Source organism: Thermogemmatispora onikobensis (genome assembly GCF_001748285.1).
GTDB classification, from domain to species: Bacteria; Chloroflexota; Ktedonobacteria; order Ktedonobacterales; family Ktedonobacteraceae; genus Thermogemmatispora; species Thermogemmatispora onikobensis.
In genome coordinates this window covers 14961-29632 of sequence record NZ_BDGT01000031.1, presented here as the reverse complement: position 1 = coordinate 29632, position 14672 = coordinate 14961, and the positions used below count along the sequence as shown (strand labels likewise).

Below are 14672 nucleotides of genomic sequence, written 5' to 3'. Positions count from 1 at the left end.
GGCAACCATCCCGCTCGCTCAAAGCAGGACGGTTGCCCTCTGCTTTTTCGTGATCCATGAACCGGCAGGCAGCCTGGTCCAGCAGCCTTCCTCAGTCAGCCCCACCAGCTTGAACCGACTTGCCGGCCTCACCGACCTCATCAACCGTCAGGACCGCTGCCGCCTCCTCCGGCCTTTCAGGGACATGCTCCTCAATCTCAAAGCCTAGATCACGAATCATCTGCCACGTCTCCTCATAATGCTGCCCCGGCGTCGTCAGATAGCCCGACACAAAGACCGAATTGGCCGCATAGAGCGCCAATGGCTGCAATGAACGCAAGTGCACCTCACGCCCCGCTGAGACGCGAATCTCCTGCTTTGGATTCGTCAGGCGCATCAGGCAGAGAATGCGCAGGCAGTCATAGGGGCGCAAATAGCGCGTGTTCTCAAGGGGCGTCCCCGCAATTGGCAACAGGAAATTCACCGGAATCGATTGCGGCTCCAGCTCGCGCAGGGCCAGCGCCACATCGATAATATCCTCCAGCGACTCCCCCTGACCAAAGATCGCCCCACTACACAGGTGCAAGCCAGCCCGCCGCGCCGCCTGGAGGGTCTGCCAGCGATCTTCATAGGTATGTGTCGTACAGATGGTCGGATAGTAGCGCTCGCTGGTATTCAAGTTATGATTGAGCTGCTCCACTCCCGCCTCAGCGAGCCGGCGCGCCTTCTCTTCCGAGATCAGCCCGACGCTGCAGCAGATGGCAATGTCCACCTCTTCTTTGATACGCCGCACGGCCCGCACCAGAAAATCGATCTCACGATTGTTGGCACCACGCCCGCTGATGACAATGCAATAACGCCGACAGTGCGCCTCCTTCGCCCGGCGCGCCCCCTCCAGCAGACGCTCCAGACTGACCAGCGGATAGCGCTCGATGGCCGCCCGCGAAATACTCGACTGCGAGCAATAATGACAATCCTCGGGACAGATCCCGCTCTTGGCGTTGATGAGCATGTGCAGATGCACACGCCGACCACAGAAGGTCAGTCGCACGCGATAGGTCGCAGCCAGGAGATCTAAGACACGCTCATCCGGGCAGGTCAGCACCGCAAGACATTCCTCGCGCGTCAAAACCTCTCCATTGATGGCTTTGTCAGCCAAATGCTGAAAATCAACAATCATCAATCTTCTTTCCTCCCCAGGCAGCTTGCCGGTAATCAGGCGCCCGCTTCATTGAGCGGCTCGGTGGGAATCCCCTCTTCCGTCGCCGACGCCGACGCCGCCGCAGTCGTGCCAACTCCCTGACCCTCGGCGATGTCCAGCGCCATGCTCTCCAGCAATCCGGCGCCCAGAAGCTGGCTGCCGGCAGCCGCCAGGGTCTCCTCGTTCAGGTCGGTGAGATGGGGCAAGGGACCATACAACGGCACCGGACACCAGCGCCGCAAGGCGTCGGCATTGCTGCGCACCGACAGATCGCTCTCGTCAGGTGCTCCCGGATGGTTGAGCACAACGCCCAGGACGCGCGTCCGCCGGCTGGCCACGGCGACGGTCAGACAGGTGTGGTTGATGACTCCCAGGACGTTGCGCGCGACGACCAGCAGCGGTAGCCCCAGCGTGACGGCCAGATCAAGCATAGTCTGCTGGGCCGTCAGCGGCACCAAGAGACCACCCGCTCCTTCGACAAGCACCGCATCATGGGTCGCCAGGAGCTGTCGATAGCAGTGGACGATTTCGGCCAATTCGATGGTGACCCCGGCCTCCTCCGCCGAGAGGGTCGGGGCCAGCGGCAGCGGCAAGGCATATGGGACGATCAGCTCCAGCGGCGCCGTACAGTGCGCCACCTGACGCAGCCACTGCGCATCATGGGCCCCCTCACGTCCCTGCTCCGGGGGACAGTCGGTCTCTGCCGGCTTCATCACCCCGACGCGCAGCCCGCGCTGTACCAGGGCCGCAGCCAGGGCCGCCGTAACCACGGTCTTGCCAACGCCCGTATCGGTGCCAGTAATAAAGCAGGCCCATTTCATGAGAGCACTTCCTCCGCAACTTTCTCGATAGCAGCATACGTAATGTCCAATAAGCGCACCAGCTCGGGATGCGAGATCGCCAGCGGCGGCATGATGACCAGAACATCGCCAAGTGGACGTAAGATCAGGCCACGCTTCCGTGCTTCCTTGATAACGCGCACAGCCACCCGCTGCTCGGGCGGGAAAGGCGTCTTTGTCTTCTTGTCCTGTACCAGCTCGATCCCAACCATAAAACCGCACTGGCGAATGTCTCCGACGATCGGTAGAGCGCGGAACGAGCGCAGCCACTCCTCCATCAAGGCAATGCGCAGCTCCAGCCGCTGCAGAGTCTCCTCCTGCTCGAAGACCTTCAGGTTGGCCAGGGCCGCCGCACAGGCCAGCGGATTGCCGGTATAGGTGTGGCCGTGATAGAAGGTGCGCCCAGGACCAAGGAAGGCGCGATAGATCTCTTCGGTGGCCAGGGTGGCCGCCAGCGGTAGATAGCCCCCGGTCAGGCCCTTACCGATGGCCATCAGGTCAGGCTCGATACCTTCGTGCTCGCAGGCGAACATCTTGCCGGTGCGCCCGAAGCCGGTGGCGACTTCATCGGCGATGAAGAGGATGCCATGACGTTTGGCGATCTCCCAGACGGCGCGCGTGTAGCCTTTGGGATAAACATAGATGCCCGCCGCTGCCTGGACCAATGGCTCCATGATGACCGCCGCCAGCTCGTGAGCATGGGTGCTGATGACTCGCTCCACCTCTTCAAGACAGGCCATCTGACAGGCCGGATAGCTTTTTTGCAGATGGCAACGATAGCAGTAGGCGCTGCGAGCTTCAACATGAGGGAAGAGTAGCGCTAGATAGGAACGACGATACATGTCGATACCGCCGACGCTCATGGCGCCGACGGTGTCGCCGTGATAGGCGCTGTGCAGGGCGAAAAACTTGGTGCGCTGCGGCTGGGGCGAGGGACACTGTTGCCAGTACTGGATAGCCATCTTCAGAGCGATCTCGACTGCGGCAGCCCCGGTGTCGGAGTAAAAGACGCGCTGCAGGCGCCCCGGCGCGAGATCGACGAGCCGCTGCGCCAGTTCGATGCCAGGAGGGTGGGTCAGGCCGAGAAAGGTGGTGTGGGCGACGCGCTCTAGCTGCTCGCGAATGGCCTGATCGATGGTCGGATGACGATGGCCGTGGATGTTGACCCACAGCGATGAGACGCCGTCAAGATAGGGATTGTTGTCGCTATCGATGAGATAGCAGCCATCGGCGCGCTCGATGACAAGCTGGGCTTCCGCCTCCCAGTCGCTTTGCTGGGTGAAGGGATGCCAGAGGACGCTTTTGTCGAGATTCTGCCAGCGAATGCTCTCGCTGTGAGAGGCCATAGCTTCTCCTTTCTCCTCCGTTGTCTCTTTCCATCTCTCTGCCGGCACGTCCAGACTTCCACCTCTACCGCGTTCTGGCCTGCTTCGGGCTGCTCAGGCCGAGCCTGATTCAGCTCTGCCCGGCCCATGCGCTCAGCGGAGCAGCTTCAGTTCGCCCCCGACACGCTCGAAGGCCTCTATGGCGAAATCGAGGTCGCTGCGCTCGTGCACGGCCATGACGCTGGCCCGGATGCGCGCCATGCCCGCTGGGACCGTTGGCGGACGGATGGCGACGGCGAGGACGCCATAATCTTGCAGGCGCGCCGCCATCTTGAGGGCCAGCCCGGCATCGCCGACGAGCACCGGCACGATATGGGTGCGGGAGGTCAGGGTGTCATAGCCGAGGGCTTGCAGTCCCCGACGCAGGTAGGCAGCGTTGGCCTGGAGACGCTCGACGAGTGTGGGCTGCTCTTCAAGGAGGGTGAGCGCGGCCAGGGAGGCAGCAATGACCGGCGGAGGTAGGGCAGTGGTGAAGATGAAGGGGCGCGCGACGTTGATCAGGTAGTCGGTGAGCAGGACCGGGCCGGTCACGAAGGCGCCAAAGCTGCCGAGGGCTTTGCTGAGGGTACCGATGGCGATGAGGCCCTCGTAGTCGCTCGCTACAGTAGCCAGCAGCCCGCGCCCGCCCGGTCCCAGACAGCCAGTGGCGTGGGCTTCGTCGACGAGCAGGAGGGCGCCGTACTGACGACAGAGGGCGATCAGGTCCCCCAGGGGAGCGACGTCGCCGTCCATGCTGAAGACGGAGTCAGTGACGACGAGGATTCGGCGATACTGCCCGCTGCGATATGCTTCGGCAAGCAGCTGTGCAACGGTATCGCTGTCGTTGTGCGGGTAGACTTTGCAGGTGGCGCGGCTGAGTCGACAGCCGTCGATGATGCTGGCATGGTTGAGGGCATCGCTGAGGATGAGGTCGCCGGGACCGACGAGGGCGGTGATGACGCCGACATTAGCAACGTAGCCGCTGTTGAAGAGAAGGGCGCTTTCGCTCCTTTTGAAGCGGGCGAGGCGCCGCTCTAGTTCGGCGTGGAGATCGCTGCTGCCGGCGATGAGCCGCGAGGAGCCGGCGCCGCAACCGTAGCGCTCGCTGGCCTGCTTGGCGGCTGTTTTGAGGGCTGGATGGGTGGCCAGGCCAAGATAATTGTTGGAGCTGAGATTGAGCAGGCGATGCCCGTTGCACTCTAGCCAGGGTTCGCTACTCCCCAGTTCCGGGCGCAGCCGCCGATAGAGTTGAGCCTCACGCAGGGCCTCCAGCCGCTCGCGCATGAAATCCAGGGGCCTGCCCTCTTGCATCATTCTACCTGTCCCCCTCGCTCACTGCTGTGATGTCTCTGGCTCGCTCTGCCTCGTGGCCCCGGTTGCGCTCTGCTCCGGCGAGGCGCTGAGGCGACGCGGTCGGTCCTATTGTAGCGGAGCCAGCCCAGGCTGACAAGGGCACTTTTGGGGGACGGCTCAGTTGAGGCTCTCACGCCGCGGCTGGTCGCGCAGGGTTCTCCCAAGGCGCCGCAGCAGGCTGCGCCCAAGGCGCAGTTCGAGCGACAGATCTCTCGTCTCCACTCTATGGCAGAAGCGCCTCAGTAAGCTTTCGACCAGGCCCAGGAGCCAGCGGACCTGGTGCATTTCCGGCTCAGTGAAATAGACCAGGCAGGCTGTCCGGCTGGCCATCGTCTGCTGGCAGCGCCGCTGCAGCAAGGTGAGCACTTCCTCTATTTCTCGCATGCCGCACAGGGTGGCTCGCTCCTCATCACTCAACTCTCGGGCAATGGGTCCCTGGAGCCAGAGAACTTCTCGCGCCTGGAGCCAGTGCTCCCAGCAGGCTTGTCCGCCAGGGGAGAGCATGGCAAAGAGCTGCTCCTGGAGTTCGGCCAGCAGACGCCCGGCAAGGACCCATTCAACCAGGGTGGTCAGTGGAAACTGCGGCATGCCGGCCAGCAGCGAACGGCGGCGCGGGCGTCTCGGCTGGCGCTCTTGAGGAGAAGGACGGCGCCGGCTCATGGTTTGCGCCCCCAGACGGCCAGTCCTCCGCTGCTGGTGCGCAGGCGCTCCCATTCCTGGGACAGAGCGGCGAGAGTCTCGGCCACCTGCTCGCGAGGGAGATGGTTGACGGCGGCAAGCTGCGGCTGGGTGAGATAGAGGCTGCGGCAGAGGCAGCGCTCGCAGAGCGGCTGTTTGCTCGCTACGCTTGGGAGACAGGGCTGGGGCGCGGTGGCCATGTTGAAGTTTCCTCCTCTCTACTTGTCAGTATCTTCGTCGAACGACTATACTGTCCATCGAGATAGTCAGATGCTTCTCTGACTTGTATCATAGCAGGAATATCAGGGCGATAACGGTGCTACATGTTCCTTACGACGGCACACAATGTCACCTATTAGAAGCGGAGGATGCCTTCGTTATGTTACCCAAGAATACTTTCGGCCACCTCATCCGCACCTACCGTCGTCTCCGCGGTTGGAGCCAGGCCGACCTGGCCCAACGCTGGGGCTACAGCCGTGAATACGTCTCCCAGATCGAACGCGGCAAACGTAAGCTCGACAGCCTCCAGCAGGTCTTGCGCCTCGCCGACCTCCTCGACATCCCTCAAGACCAGCTCGACGCCATCGGGCGCGGCATCCCTCGCCGCACCATCCAGATCCAGCGCCCCGAACAAGCCGATAGCGCCATCCTCCAGATGCTCCTCGCCCCTAGCCGCGACATGGTCCAGCTCTCTTACCTGCTCTGGATCGCCGATCAAGCCCCCTCCCTCCAAGACAAGCTCCACGACCTCGTTTCCCAACTCGACCAGGCCCTCATCTCTTACCACGGCGACCTCCTCAAACCCGCTCAGCAGCTGCTCGCCTACGCCCACCAGATGCTCGGACGCATGGCCGTCGACCGCCTCGACCTGGCTGCCGCCGCCGGCCACTTCTCCGAAGCCATCGCCCTCGGCGAGGAGCTTCGTGACCCCGATCTGCTCACCATCGGCATGGTCTATCAGGGCAGCCTCTTGCGCAAGCGGGGCCGCTTCGAAACGGCCATCCGCTGCTTCGAGGCCGCTCGCCAGCATCTGGGTAGCACCAGCCCGGCCACCCAGGGCATGTACTACGTCCATCTCTCCACGGTCTACGCGGACAGCGGCCAGGAAACCCCTTTTCTGCGTTGCATCGAGCAGGCCCTCGATCTGGCCTCCAGCCAGCAGGACAGCCTCGCCGGACTGGCCAACGATTTCAGCCTCGATGATGTCCTCTGGGCTAAGGCCGGTGGCTTCTCAGAGTTGTGGAAACCTGCCGAGGCTCTCAAGGTCTATGAGCAGACAGACAAATTGCGCCCATTCAGGCCACTGCGAGAGCAGGGAGCGTACTTGATTGATAAGGGAGAGGCTTACCTACGCCTGGGAGAGCTAGATGAGGGAATCTCTCTGTCCTTGAAAGGGATAGAACTAGCCACCTCCTATCAATCAAGACGTCAGCTAGGCTGGGTCGAAAAAACGTATCAGCGCTTGCGCGTACTCCCCATCGGGAAGGATAAACGTCTTGATACTTTGAAAGACGCCTTGTCTGAGGCAAGAAGGAAGCTAGAATAATCAGCCTGAGAGCACAGCATGATCGTTCCAGGCCAGCCTGCTCGTGCCTGGCTCTTACCATAGCAGGAAGACTAGAGCTAAAAACGGTACTACATGTTCCTTATGATGGCACACTATGCTACCTATCAGAAGCGGAGAATGCCTTCGTTCTTGTTATCCAAGAATGCTTTCCGGCCACCTCATCCACACCTACCGTCGTCTCCGCGGTTGGAGCCAGGCCGAGTACCCCCTGACCGAGCATCCCTACAGCACGAGTCAGAGGCTCCTACCTAGCTAGCACGCCTCCATTGCTAGCCCCAGTGCCTCAGCTACCTTTCCCCGACTGCCCACGGCTGCCTCCTCTACCTGCCCTCTCCATTACCTCTGTCCTGCTCACTTTTGCCTCTCGCTTGCTTATGCTATGCTCATCCATATCGATAGTCTGCTCTTGACTCTGACTCTACTCATAAAGGGTGAGGCCACAATGAACCCTGTCGCACGGAAGTCCTTCGGCCCACTCAGCTCGCAGCTTCGCTCGCGCGCGTCGCTTGACCTGGCCATAGCCTGGCTACCCGTCAGCTGTTTGTTCTTACTCGCCTTGCTGCTCTACTTGCATGCTCTGGGATCGCCCAGCCTCTGGTTTGACGAAGCCTTCTCCGTCGAACTGGCGCGCCAACCACTGCCGCGGCTCTGGCAAGCCATCTGGGGACCTGAGCCGAATATGGAGCTGTATTATCTCCTACTGCATTTCTGGCTGCAACTCACCGGCGCTCTCGGGCTGGCACCCACCGAATTCATCGTCCGCCTCCCCTCGGCCATCTGCGCCGCCCTCAGCGTCGTTGTCGTCTACCTCTTCGGCAAACGCTACCTCAGCGTCACCGCCGGTCTTTGCGCCGCCCTGCTCTACCTGCTCAACTACTCGACGCTCATCTACGCCCAGCAAACGCGGGCCTACGCCCTGCAGCTTCTGCTGCTCACCCTCTCCTGGTACGCCCTGGCTGCCTGCTACACCGCCCGCCGACGCCTGGCCGGCTGGTGGACCCTCTACGTGGTCACCACCACCCTGGCCTTCTACGCCCAGCTCTTCAGCCTGGTCATCTTCTTCATCCAGCTTGTAACCATTGCCGGCCTCTGGCTGCTGCCCACAGCCTGGCGCGAAGACGCCCGCCAGCGCTGGAAGCTCATCGCCAGCGCCCTCGTCGCTATTGGCCTGCTCGCCCTCCCGCTGATCCCCGTCGCCAGGCAAACTGGTAAGACCGACTGGCTGGCACAGCCGCATTTCCACGACCTGCTCAACCTGCTGGCCGTCATGCTCGGCGGCGATCATCCACTCGTGACCCTGCTGGTCCTGAGCTGCCTGCCAGCCCTGCTACTGATCCCGCTGGCCCTCATCCTGCGCCGGGCCGAACGTCAGGGCTTAGCCTTCTCTGTCCAGCACGGCAATCGCTGGCTGGCCTATGCCAGGCATCTGGCCGCTGATCACCTGCCGCTGCTTTGGCTCATCAGCTGCTGGTTCATCGTGACCATTCTGCTCAGCTTCGGCCTCTCACTCGGACCAGCCCGCCTCTTCTCCTCCCGCTACCTGGTAGTCACCATGCCCGCCTTCGCCCTCCTCAGCGCCCTGGGCCTCTCACTCGTGCGTCCGCGTCTGCTCCAGGGAGCGCTCGCTCTCCTCCTCGTCGCCCTCTCCTTCGTCAATGCTCTCAACTACTACCCACACGCCCAGCTCGAAGACCGGCGCAGCGCTGCCATGTGGCTCCAGCACCACTACCAGCCCAACGACGGCCTTGTCTGCTACAACACTATCCAGGGCTGTCAGGTCTCCTTCGAATACTATTTCGCCGCCTACCCCATCAGCCAGGCCCACTTCACCAATGACGCCCCGGGCAACCTACTCTCCTGGCAGACCGACAGTGGCTACGCCGCCCCGGGACGCACACCAGACGCCGCCCTCGACATCAACGCCGTCGCCGCCTACGCCCGCCAACACCCGCGCCTCTTCTACATCGTCGGGCGCGTCCCCGATAGCCAGGCTGCCCAGCAAGTCAGCGCCGTTGAGAGCTGGCTGGACCACCACTACCGCCTGTTGGCCTCCATGAGCAGCGCCGGGGACATCAGTGTGCGCCTCTACGCTGTTGCACCAGAGATCTCCTCAGAGCGCTCCCCGGCCACTGCCAGCAGCCGGTTGTCAACGCTGGTCCCTACGGCTCCGCCAACGGCAACCTGATTGCAAACGTGCTGCCCTGGCCCAGTGTGCTCTCAACGCTGACACTGCCCCCATGCGCCTGCACAATACTGCGCACAATGGCTAACCCCAGCCCACTACCACCGCGGTCGCGACTGCGCGCCCGATCGGCCCGATAGAAGCGCTCGAAGACATAGGGCAGGTCCTCGGGCGCAATGCCGATCCCCGTATCGCTCACCCGTAGTTGCGCCTGCCCCCCCTCGATCGAGAGCGCCAGCGAGACCGTCCCTTGGGCAGGAGTATACTTGAGCGCGTTATCCACCAGGGCGATCAGGGCCTGCTTGAGAGCGTCAGCATCGCCATAGACCTGCACCGGCTCCGTCTGCAGCAGCACCAGCCGTGGCCCGCAATCACCCTCGTCGAGAGTCCCCTGGCCCTCGGACCGCTCGGGCCGGCTCAGCCGCCGGTATTGATGGAAGACCTCCAGCAGCAGATCGTCAAGCGGCACACGCGACAAGGAACGTTGCGCTGCCTGCCACTCCTGCCCGCCACCGACACGCAGCCGCTGCTGCTCATCGCTACGCGCCAGTAACAACAGGTCCTGAATCAGACGCCCCATGCGCTGGGCCTCCGCGCGGGCATCTTCCAGCGCCGCCTGCACCTCGCTAGCTGGCAGATCAGGCGCACGCGCCAGCAGATCAAGGTTGCAACGAATGGAGGTCACAGGGGCCCGCAACTCATGGGAAGCGTCGGCGATAAAACGCTGCTGAGCACGATAAGCCTCTTCCAAGGCGGCTAACATACTATTCAGTGTGCGAGCCAGCTCCCCCAGCTCCTTACTTCCTTCCAACTCACCACCATCCAGAGGCAGCCGCTGGCTAAAATCACGCGCATCCTTAATCTGCCGGGCTGTGCGCGTGATGCGCTGCATGGCCCGCAGCGGCCCCCGCGTCAGAAACGAGCCTCCCAGCATGGCAAGTAGCAGCGTCAGCGCAGCCCCTCCGAGGAGCGCTGCGCGCAACCAGGTCAGCCACTGCTCGATATCCTGCTCCGAGCGCGCTACCTGGATCACGTGATAGGCCCCCTGGCAACCAGGACCGCTGAGCAGGGTGTAGACGCGCACATGACGGCCACCATAGGAAAGGGTGGTGAAGAGGCCCTCCTCCCCCGCCGCCACGGACTCGTTGCGACTGCTCTGGATAACTTGCCGAAACGCGGCAGCATCCCAGGGCACCGGCTGGGGAAGAGGTGTCATGCTGCCCGGATCAAGATACACCAGCGCCTCCAGCGGGTTGGCGTTCGCGGCAGCCGCCGCCCCGGCCCCCGAGGTCGTGGCCAGCAGTTTTCCCGTCGCGCTCAGCACCTCGATCGAGACCCCCGCCCCCAGCGTGTCAACCCCGTTGAGGAGCACAGGCAGCTCCCGCGGCAAGGACTCCTGCGCAGAAGCACTACACTCACTGGCCCAGAGGATCTTTCCAAAGCGCACGCTTGCAGCACGGCTGCGTAGCAGATCATCCAGCCCCTGATAGGCCGTGCGCTCAGCCTGCCGGTAGACGGGCCACCCGAAAGCAGCCAGCGCCAGCCCCAGCAGCAGCATATAGACCAGTGTCAGGCGCACCTGCAGCGGGAGCACCCTCCAGGCCCTCGGCGCCATTGCTACCATCGCTGCCATCGCTACCATCGCCCTCCTCCGGCTCCCCTTACTCGGAAAGCCGCAAGACATAGCCAGCGCCGCGCACCGTCTGAATCAGCCGCTTCTCCCCTTGCTGCTCCAGCTTATTGCGCAGGCGCCCAACATAGACTTCGAGAATATTCGGACTCCCCTCAAAATCATACCCCCAGATCTGTTCCATCAAGAAAGCGCGCGTCAACACCACCTGCGGATTGCGCAGAAAGAGTACCAGCAGCTCATACTCCGTCGTGCTCAACTCAATCAGACGCTCGCCGCGCCGGGCCTGGCGCGTGGCCGTGTCCAGCTCCAGATCGGCAAAGCATAGCACCTCACGGCTGAGGGCAGGCGGAGCTGCGCGCCTCAGCAGCGCTTTGACACGCGCCAGCAGCTCTTCAAGCGCAAAGGGCTTGACAAGATAGTCATCCGCCCCCAGCTCTAGCCCCTGTACGCGATCCTTCACCGCATCACGCGCCGTGAGCATTAAAATGGCAACACGCTCCCTGGCCTCGCGCAGGTGGCGACAGACCTGCAGACCGTCGAGGCCGGGGAGCATGATATCGAGAATGACCAGATCGGGCACAGCCGCCCGTACCGCCTCCAGCGCACTTTGTCCGTCAAAGGCCGTCGAGACCTGGAAGCCCTCGTAGATCAGGGTGCGCCGCAGTGTGTTGACCAGGCGGCTATCGTCGTCAACAATCAGAATGTGTGCCTTCTTCATCCTGCCTGGCGGGGCCGGAAGGCCCCCAGATTCGATCATGGGCCGCGGCGGAGCGAGACGGCACGGCCCCCAACCGAAGACCGCAGGCCGTTCCCCCGCCACAGCCAGCCTGACTCGTATCACTCGTCAAACCGCTCATCAATCAAGACGACCAATCGCCCAGGGAGTCCTGGCCGGCACTTTCAGCGGAGCCTGGGACTCGCCGCTGCTGAGGTCGATGGGGATAATCCCCTCAGTAGGACTGACAGCATAGAGCATCCTGCCCGTCCCATCAATGGTCAGTCCAGTGAAGCTTTGCTGGGGAACATACTCGCTTTGCAGGCCCGGCAGCTGAGGATCAAAAACCCAGATGCCTTTCAGGCCAACAACGTAGAGCCGCCGCTGATCAGGTGAGAGCACCGCCCCGCCGGCCAGTTGGCGACTCATGGCCTTGGCATCCGCCTGCTGCATGCGCCCAGGACTGAATTGCTCGGTCTTTGGCCCAGGCACCCCCGTCACGCTCTTCGGATCATACGCGAGCCTGACATCAACCACTGCCATCACCCCCAGGGCCGCATTGACCGCGTACAGGGTCTGCTCATCCTGCGAAAGAGCCAGCGTATAGAAGTGGAGCAAGGCCCTGGCCTGCGCACCTGTCCCGGTCGGCAGATCGACGCAGCGCGCCAGCAGCGGGTCATCCAGCCGATCAGTGAGGGGCAGAACGTGAATGAAGGCCTTATTCTGCCCGGGATTGATGTAGATGGTAAAGGCGGCCTTTCCGTTGGGTGCCAGTTGGCGGGTCAGAGCAAGCCCCTGCATCTTCTCATCAGGCTCGTTCTTGTCAACGATCACCTGGGGCAGCAGTCGGCCATCCGCCACATCATATGCTCGCACATTATAGTGATAGGCGGCGCGATCAAGATATTCGAGCAGATAAAGGATGCGCCCTTGGGATGAAATGCCATCAAGATCGAAATCGCCGCTCAGGCTAATGGTAGCTGCCAACCTGCCCGCCACCATATCGATCAGCGCGAGACGGGTGCTCTGAGCTGGCGTACTGAGATCACGCAACACAAGCCAGCGACCATCGCCAGAGAGCAATGATTTGCCGGCGCCGAGGTCCGCGGTCGAGTAGCTGCCGGCAATGGTCAGCGAGCGCAGCGTCTCCCCCGAGCGTGTATCAACCACTGTGATCCTCGTCTGTCCTCCTCCTGCCAGCGCGCGATAGAGGCGGTGGTGATCTTGCGACATCAACCCAACGGGCAAGGTCAAGACCTTCCCAGAAGACTTGCCCACGGCCTCAAACACGAGTAGGCGCTGGCTGCTTTGGCTGGAAGGTGAACCATCCACAACATACAATACGTTGTTTCCAAGGAGACTCTGCCTCTCTCCGCCTCCGCGCGACGGCGCTGGCTGGCCACCACAGGCCCCCAACGCCAGGAGCAGGACAACCGTCACCAGCAAGAAGAGCTGCAAAGGCTGCGCGCTGCCCCTCATCTTTATGCAGTTCATCGGCTCCCCCCTCTCTGCCCCTTCCATAGGAGTCAGGGCATGAGTGAATACTACGGAGACTCTGCTCAGGCGTGACTGACTGACTCTTCGTTATAGAAGGTATACCTGAAAGACCTGAATTGGAGCTAAACAGAGGGGGGCATCTCGATGACCTACGCAGAACCTCATCCAGCAACGGCAGCAGAGCCAGCATCATCCCCAAGAGAGCGGCACGCGCCCCCACTGATGAGAGAAGCCCACTACCGAGCGCCAGTCAGCAAGCCAGACCTGCCGCCAAAGAGGCAGCCAAAAACAGGGTGCCCCGCCACCCGCCGCTGAAGGTGGTAGGGCACCCAGCATGATCTTGTCCGACCCGGTGAAGGCCAGTCCCTGCCGCTTGCAGTCAACCAGTCATAAGCCAGGCAGTCAGCGCGTCTCGGCAGGGCGGTCCTGCACATCGCGGCGCGTGACACTCACATAAGCCACAAACAGCACCAGCAAGATCAGCAAGACCAGCGAGACCTTGTCGTCGCCGAAACCCAGGCCGCCCAGATACGGCTTGCCCAGCCAGTCCGCAATCGAAGCGCCCAGGGGCCTGGTCACAATATAGGCCCACCAGAAGGCTGCGATCGCATTGAAGCGGAGCAACCAGTAGCCCAAGGCGGGCAGCGCAAAGAGGACCGCGAAGAGCAGAATCGAGGGGAAGTAACCGAGATTCAGGGTAGCTGCCGTCAGGTCGCCTGCCGCTGTTCCGAGGGCAAAAGTAGCGATCACCGCCGCCCAGTAGAACAGCTCACGGCGCCCGCGATAGACGCTGTGGATCGAGAGCGTGTGCTCAGACACATACCAGGCCACGAAGATCACCGCCAGAGCCGCCGAAAAAAGGACCGTCGAGACCACATATGAGACACCCAGCACCACATGCAAGACATCGGCGGCCATCGTTCCAAAGACCGCCACCATCAAGGCCGCCAACCAGTAGACCCAGGCGACATAGCGCCGCAGCCAGAGCTGCAAGATCACGGTCGCCACCAGCCCTAAACAGCCCAGGCCCACCGCCACATAGGGATTGATCTGGTAAACCAGAAAGTCCGAGGTCGATTCCCCCAGGGCCGTCGTCAGGAGCTTGATCACCCAGAAATAGACTGTGATCTCCGGTACCTTGACGAGCAGCGGCTGCCATTGCCGGGGTGAGAGCGCAGGAGAAGGCGAAGGTGGCGCCTGCCTGGCAGGATGGACTCCCAACGGAGAAGGGCGCCTGTCAGACACGGCAGCCTCCTTCCGGCTCACATCTTGACAGCGCCCCTCGCCCCCGATCTCGGAGCTGGCAACAAGCACCAACATTCCCAAGAAAAGCCCGAACAGGCTCAATTGGCTCCCCTCCCCTTACTGGATGAGCGGGAGCCACAGGAAGAGGAGTATGCATCGCGTCGATCTGTCCCTCCGTGCAGTGCAATCAATGTCGCGCAAGAGTAGCAGCAGGCAGAGCGGCCCATCGACCAATCGGCGCATCTCTGCACTGCCAGGAGCCACAGGAAGCATGGCAGCGGCCCCATCCTTCTCGTGCTCCATCACTGCTCTACCAGAACGATGGAAATCCTCAGCCGGCCACGAAGAGAGAAAGATGGAGTCAGCTCATCTTCAGACAGCAACAGGAGCCCGGCTCACCAGCGCGTTGTGGCTGGCAG

Annotated in this window: 12 protein-coding genes; 2 read left to right on the top strand and 10 right to left on the bottom strand. The window is 62.3% G+C overall.

The window, feature by feature from the left end; all coding sequences use genetic code 11:
• Nucleotides 1-91 precede the first annotated feature (91 nt).
• The 6 genes from bioB to BGC09_RS14085 all read right to left on the bottom strand — a co-directional run bounded on the left by bioB (nt 92) and on the right by BGC09_RS14085 (nt 5614).
• Nucleotides 92-1159, bottom strand: a complete 1068-nt coding sequence (gene bioB / locus BGC09_RS14110) for a biotin synthase BioB (protein ID WP_069804633.1) — start codon at nt 1157-1159, stop codon at nt 92-94.
• A 35-nt stretch (nt 1160-1194) separates the two neighbouring features.
• On the bottom strand, nt 1195-2001 hold the full coding sequence (gene bioD, locus BGC09_RS14105; RefSeq protein WP_069804632.1) for a dethiobiotin synthase: 807 nt from the start codon (nt 1999-2001) through the stop codon (nt 1195-1197).
• Nucleotides 1998-3365 (bottom strand): adenosylmethionine--8-amino-7-oxononanoate transaminase, encoded by a 1368-nt coding sequence (gene bioA / locus BGC09_RS14100; protein ID WP_069804631.1) that lies wholly within the window; start codon nt 3363-3365, stop codon nt 1998-2000. The genes bioD and bioA overlap by 4 nt, the downstream gene beginning before the upstream one ends.
• Nucleotides 3366-3497: 132 nt before the next feature.
• Entirely contained in the window at nt 3498-4697 is a 1200-nt protein-coding gene (gene bioF, locus BGC09_RS14095; RefSeq protein ID WP_218104055.1) for an 8-amino-7-oxononanoate synthase, read from the bottom strand.
• A 156-nt stretch (nt 4698-4853) separates the two neighbouring features.
• Nucleotides 4854-5396 (bottom strand): hypothetical protein, encoded by a 543-nt coding sequence (locus tag BGC09_RS14090; RefSeq protein ID WP_069804630.1) that lies wholly within the window; start codon nt 5394-5396, stop codon nt 4854-4856.
• Nucleotides 5393-5614, bottom strand: coding sequence for a hypothetical protein (locus BGC09_RS14085; RefSeq protein ID WP_069804629.1), 222 nt, complete (start codon nt 5612-5614; stop codon nt 5393-5395). The genes BGC09_RS14090 and BGC09_RS14085 overlap by 4 nt, the downstream gene beginning before the upstream one ends.
• 179 nt (nt 5615-5793) lie before the next feature.
• Between BGC09_RS14085 and BGC09_RS14080 the strand changes: the two genes are divergently transcribed.
• Both BGC09_RS14080 and BGC09_RS14075 read left to right on the top strand, forming a co-directional pair.
• On the top strand, nt 5794-6960 hold the full coding sequence (locus tag BGC09_RS14080) for an NsdA family TPR-like regulatory protein (protein WP_069804628.1): 1167 nt from the start codon (nt 5794-5796) through the stop codon (nt 6958-6960).
• 463 nt (nt 6961-7423) lie between these two features.
• Nucleotides 7424-9166, top strand: a complete 1743-nt coding sequence (locus BGC09_RS14075) for a glycosyltransferase family 39 protein (RefSeq protein ID WP_069804627.1) — start codon at nt 7424-7426, stop codon at nt 9164-9166.
• On the opposite strand, the gene BGC09_RS14070 is transcribed toward BGC09_RS14075, so the two are convergent.
• From BGC09_RS14070 to BGC09_RS14055, 4 genes are all read right to left on the bottom strand, one after another.
• Nucleotides 9141-10805: a HAMP domain-containing sensor histidine kinase gene (locus BGC09_RS14070; RefSeq protein WP_141727790.1), complete on the bottom strand. Its 1665-nt coding sequence runs from the start codon at nt 10803-10805 to the stop codon at nt 9141-9143. The two genes, BGC09_RS14075 and BGC09_RS14070, sit on opposite strands and share 26 nt — an antisense overlap.
• A gap of 19 nt (nt 10806-10824) precedes the next feature.
• Complete coding sequence (locus tag BGC09_RS14065) at nt 10825-11514, bottom strand: response regulator transcription factor (protein ID WP_069804625.1); 690 nt, start codon at nt 11512-11514, stop codon at nt 10825-10827.
• 138 nt (nt 11515-11652) lie between these two features.
• Nucleotides 11653-13005 (bottom strand): YncE family protein, encoded by a 1353-nt coding sequence (locus BGC09_RS14060; protein WP_141727789.1) that lies wholly within the window; start codon nt 13003-13005, stop codon nt 11653-11655.
• 405 nt (nt 13006-13410) lie between these two features.
• Entirely contained in the window at nt 13411-14253 is an 843-nt protein-coding gene (locus tag BGC09_RS14055) for a COG4705 family protein (protein WP_218104054.1), read from the bottom strand.
• Nucleotides 14254-14672 lie beyond the last annotated feature (419 nt).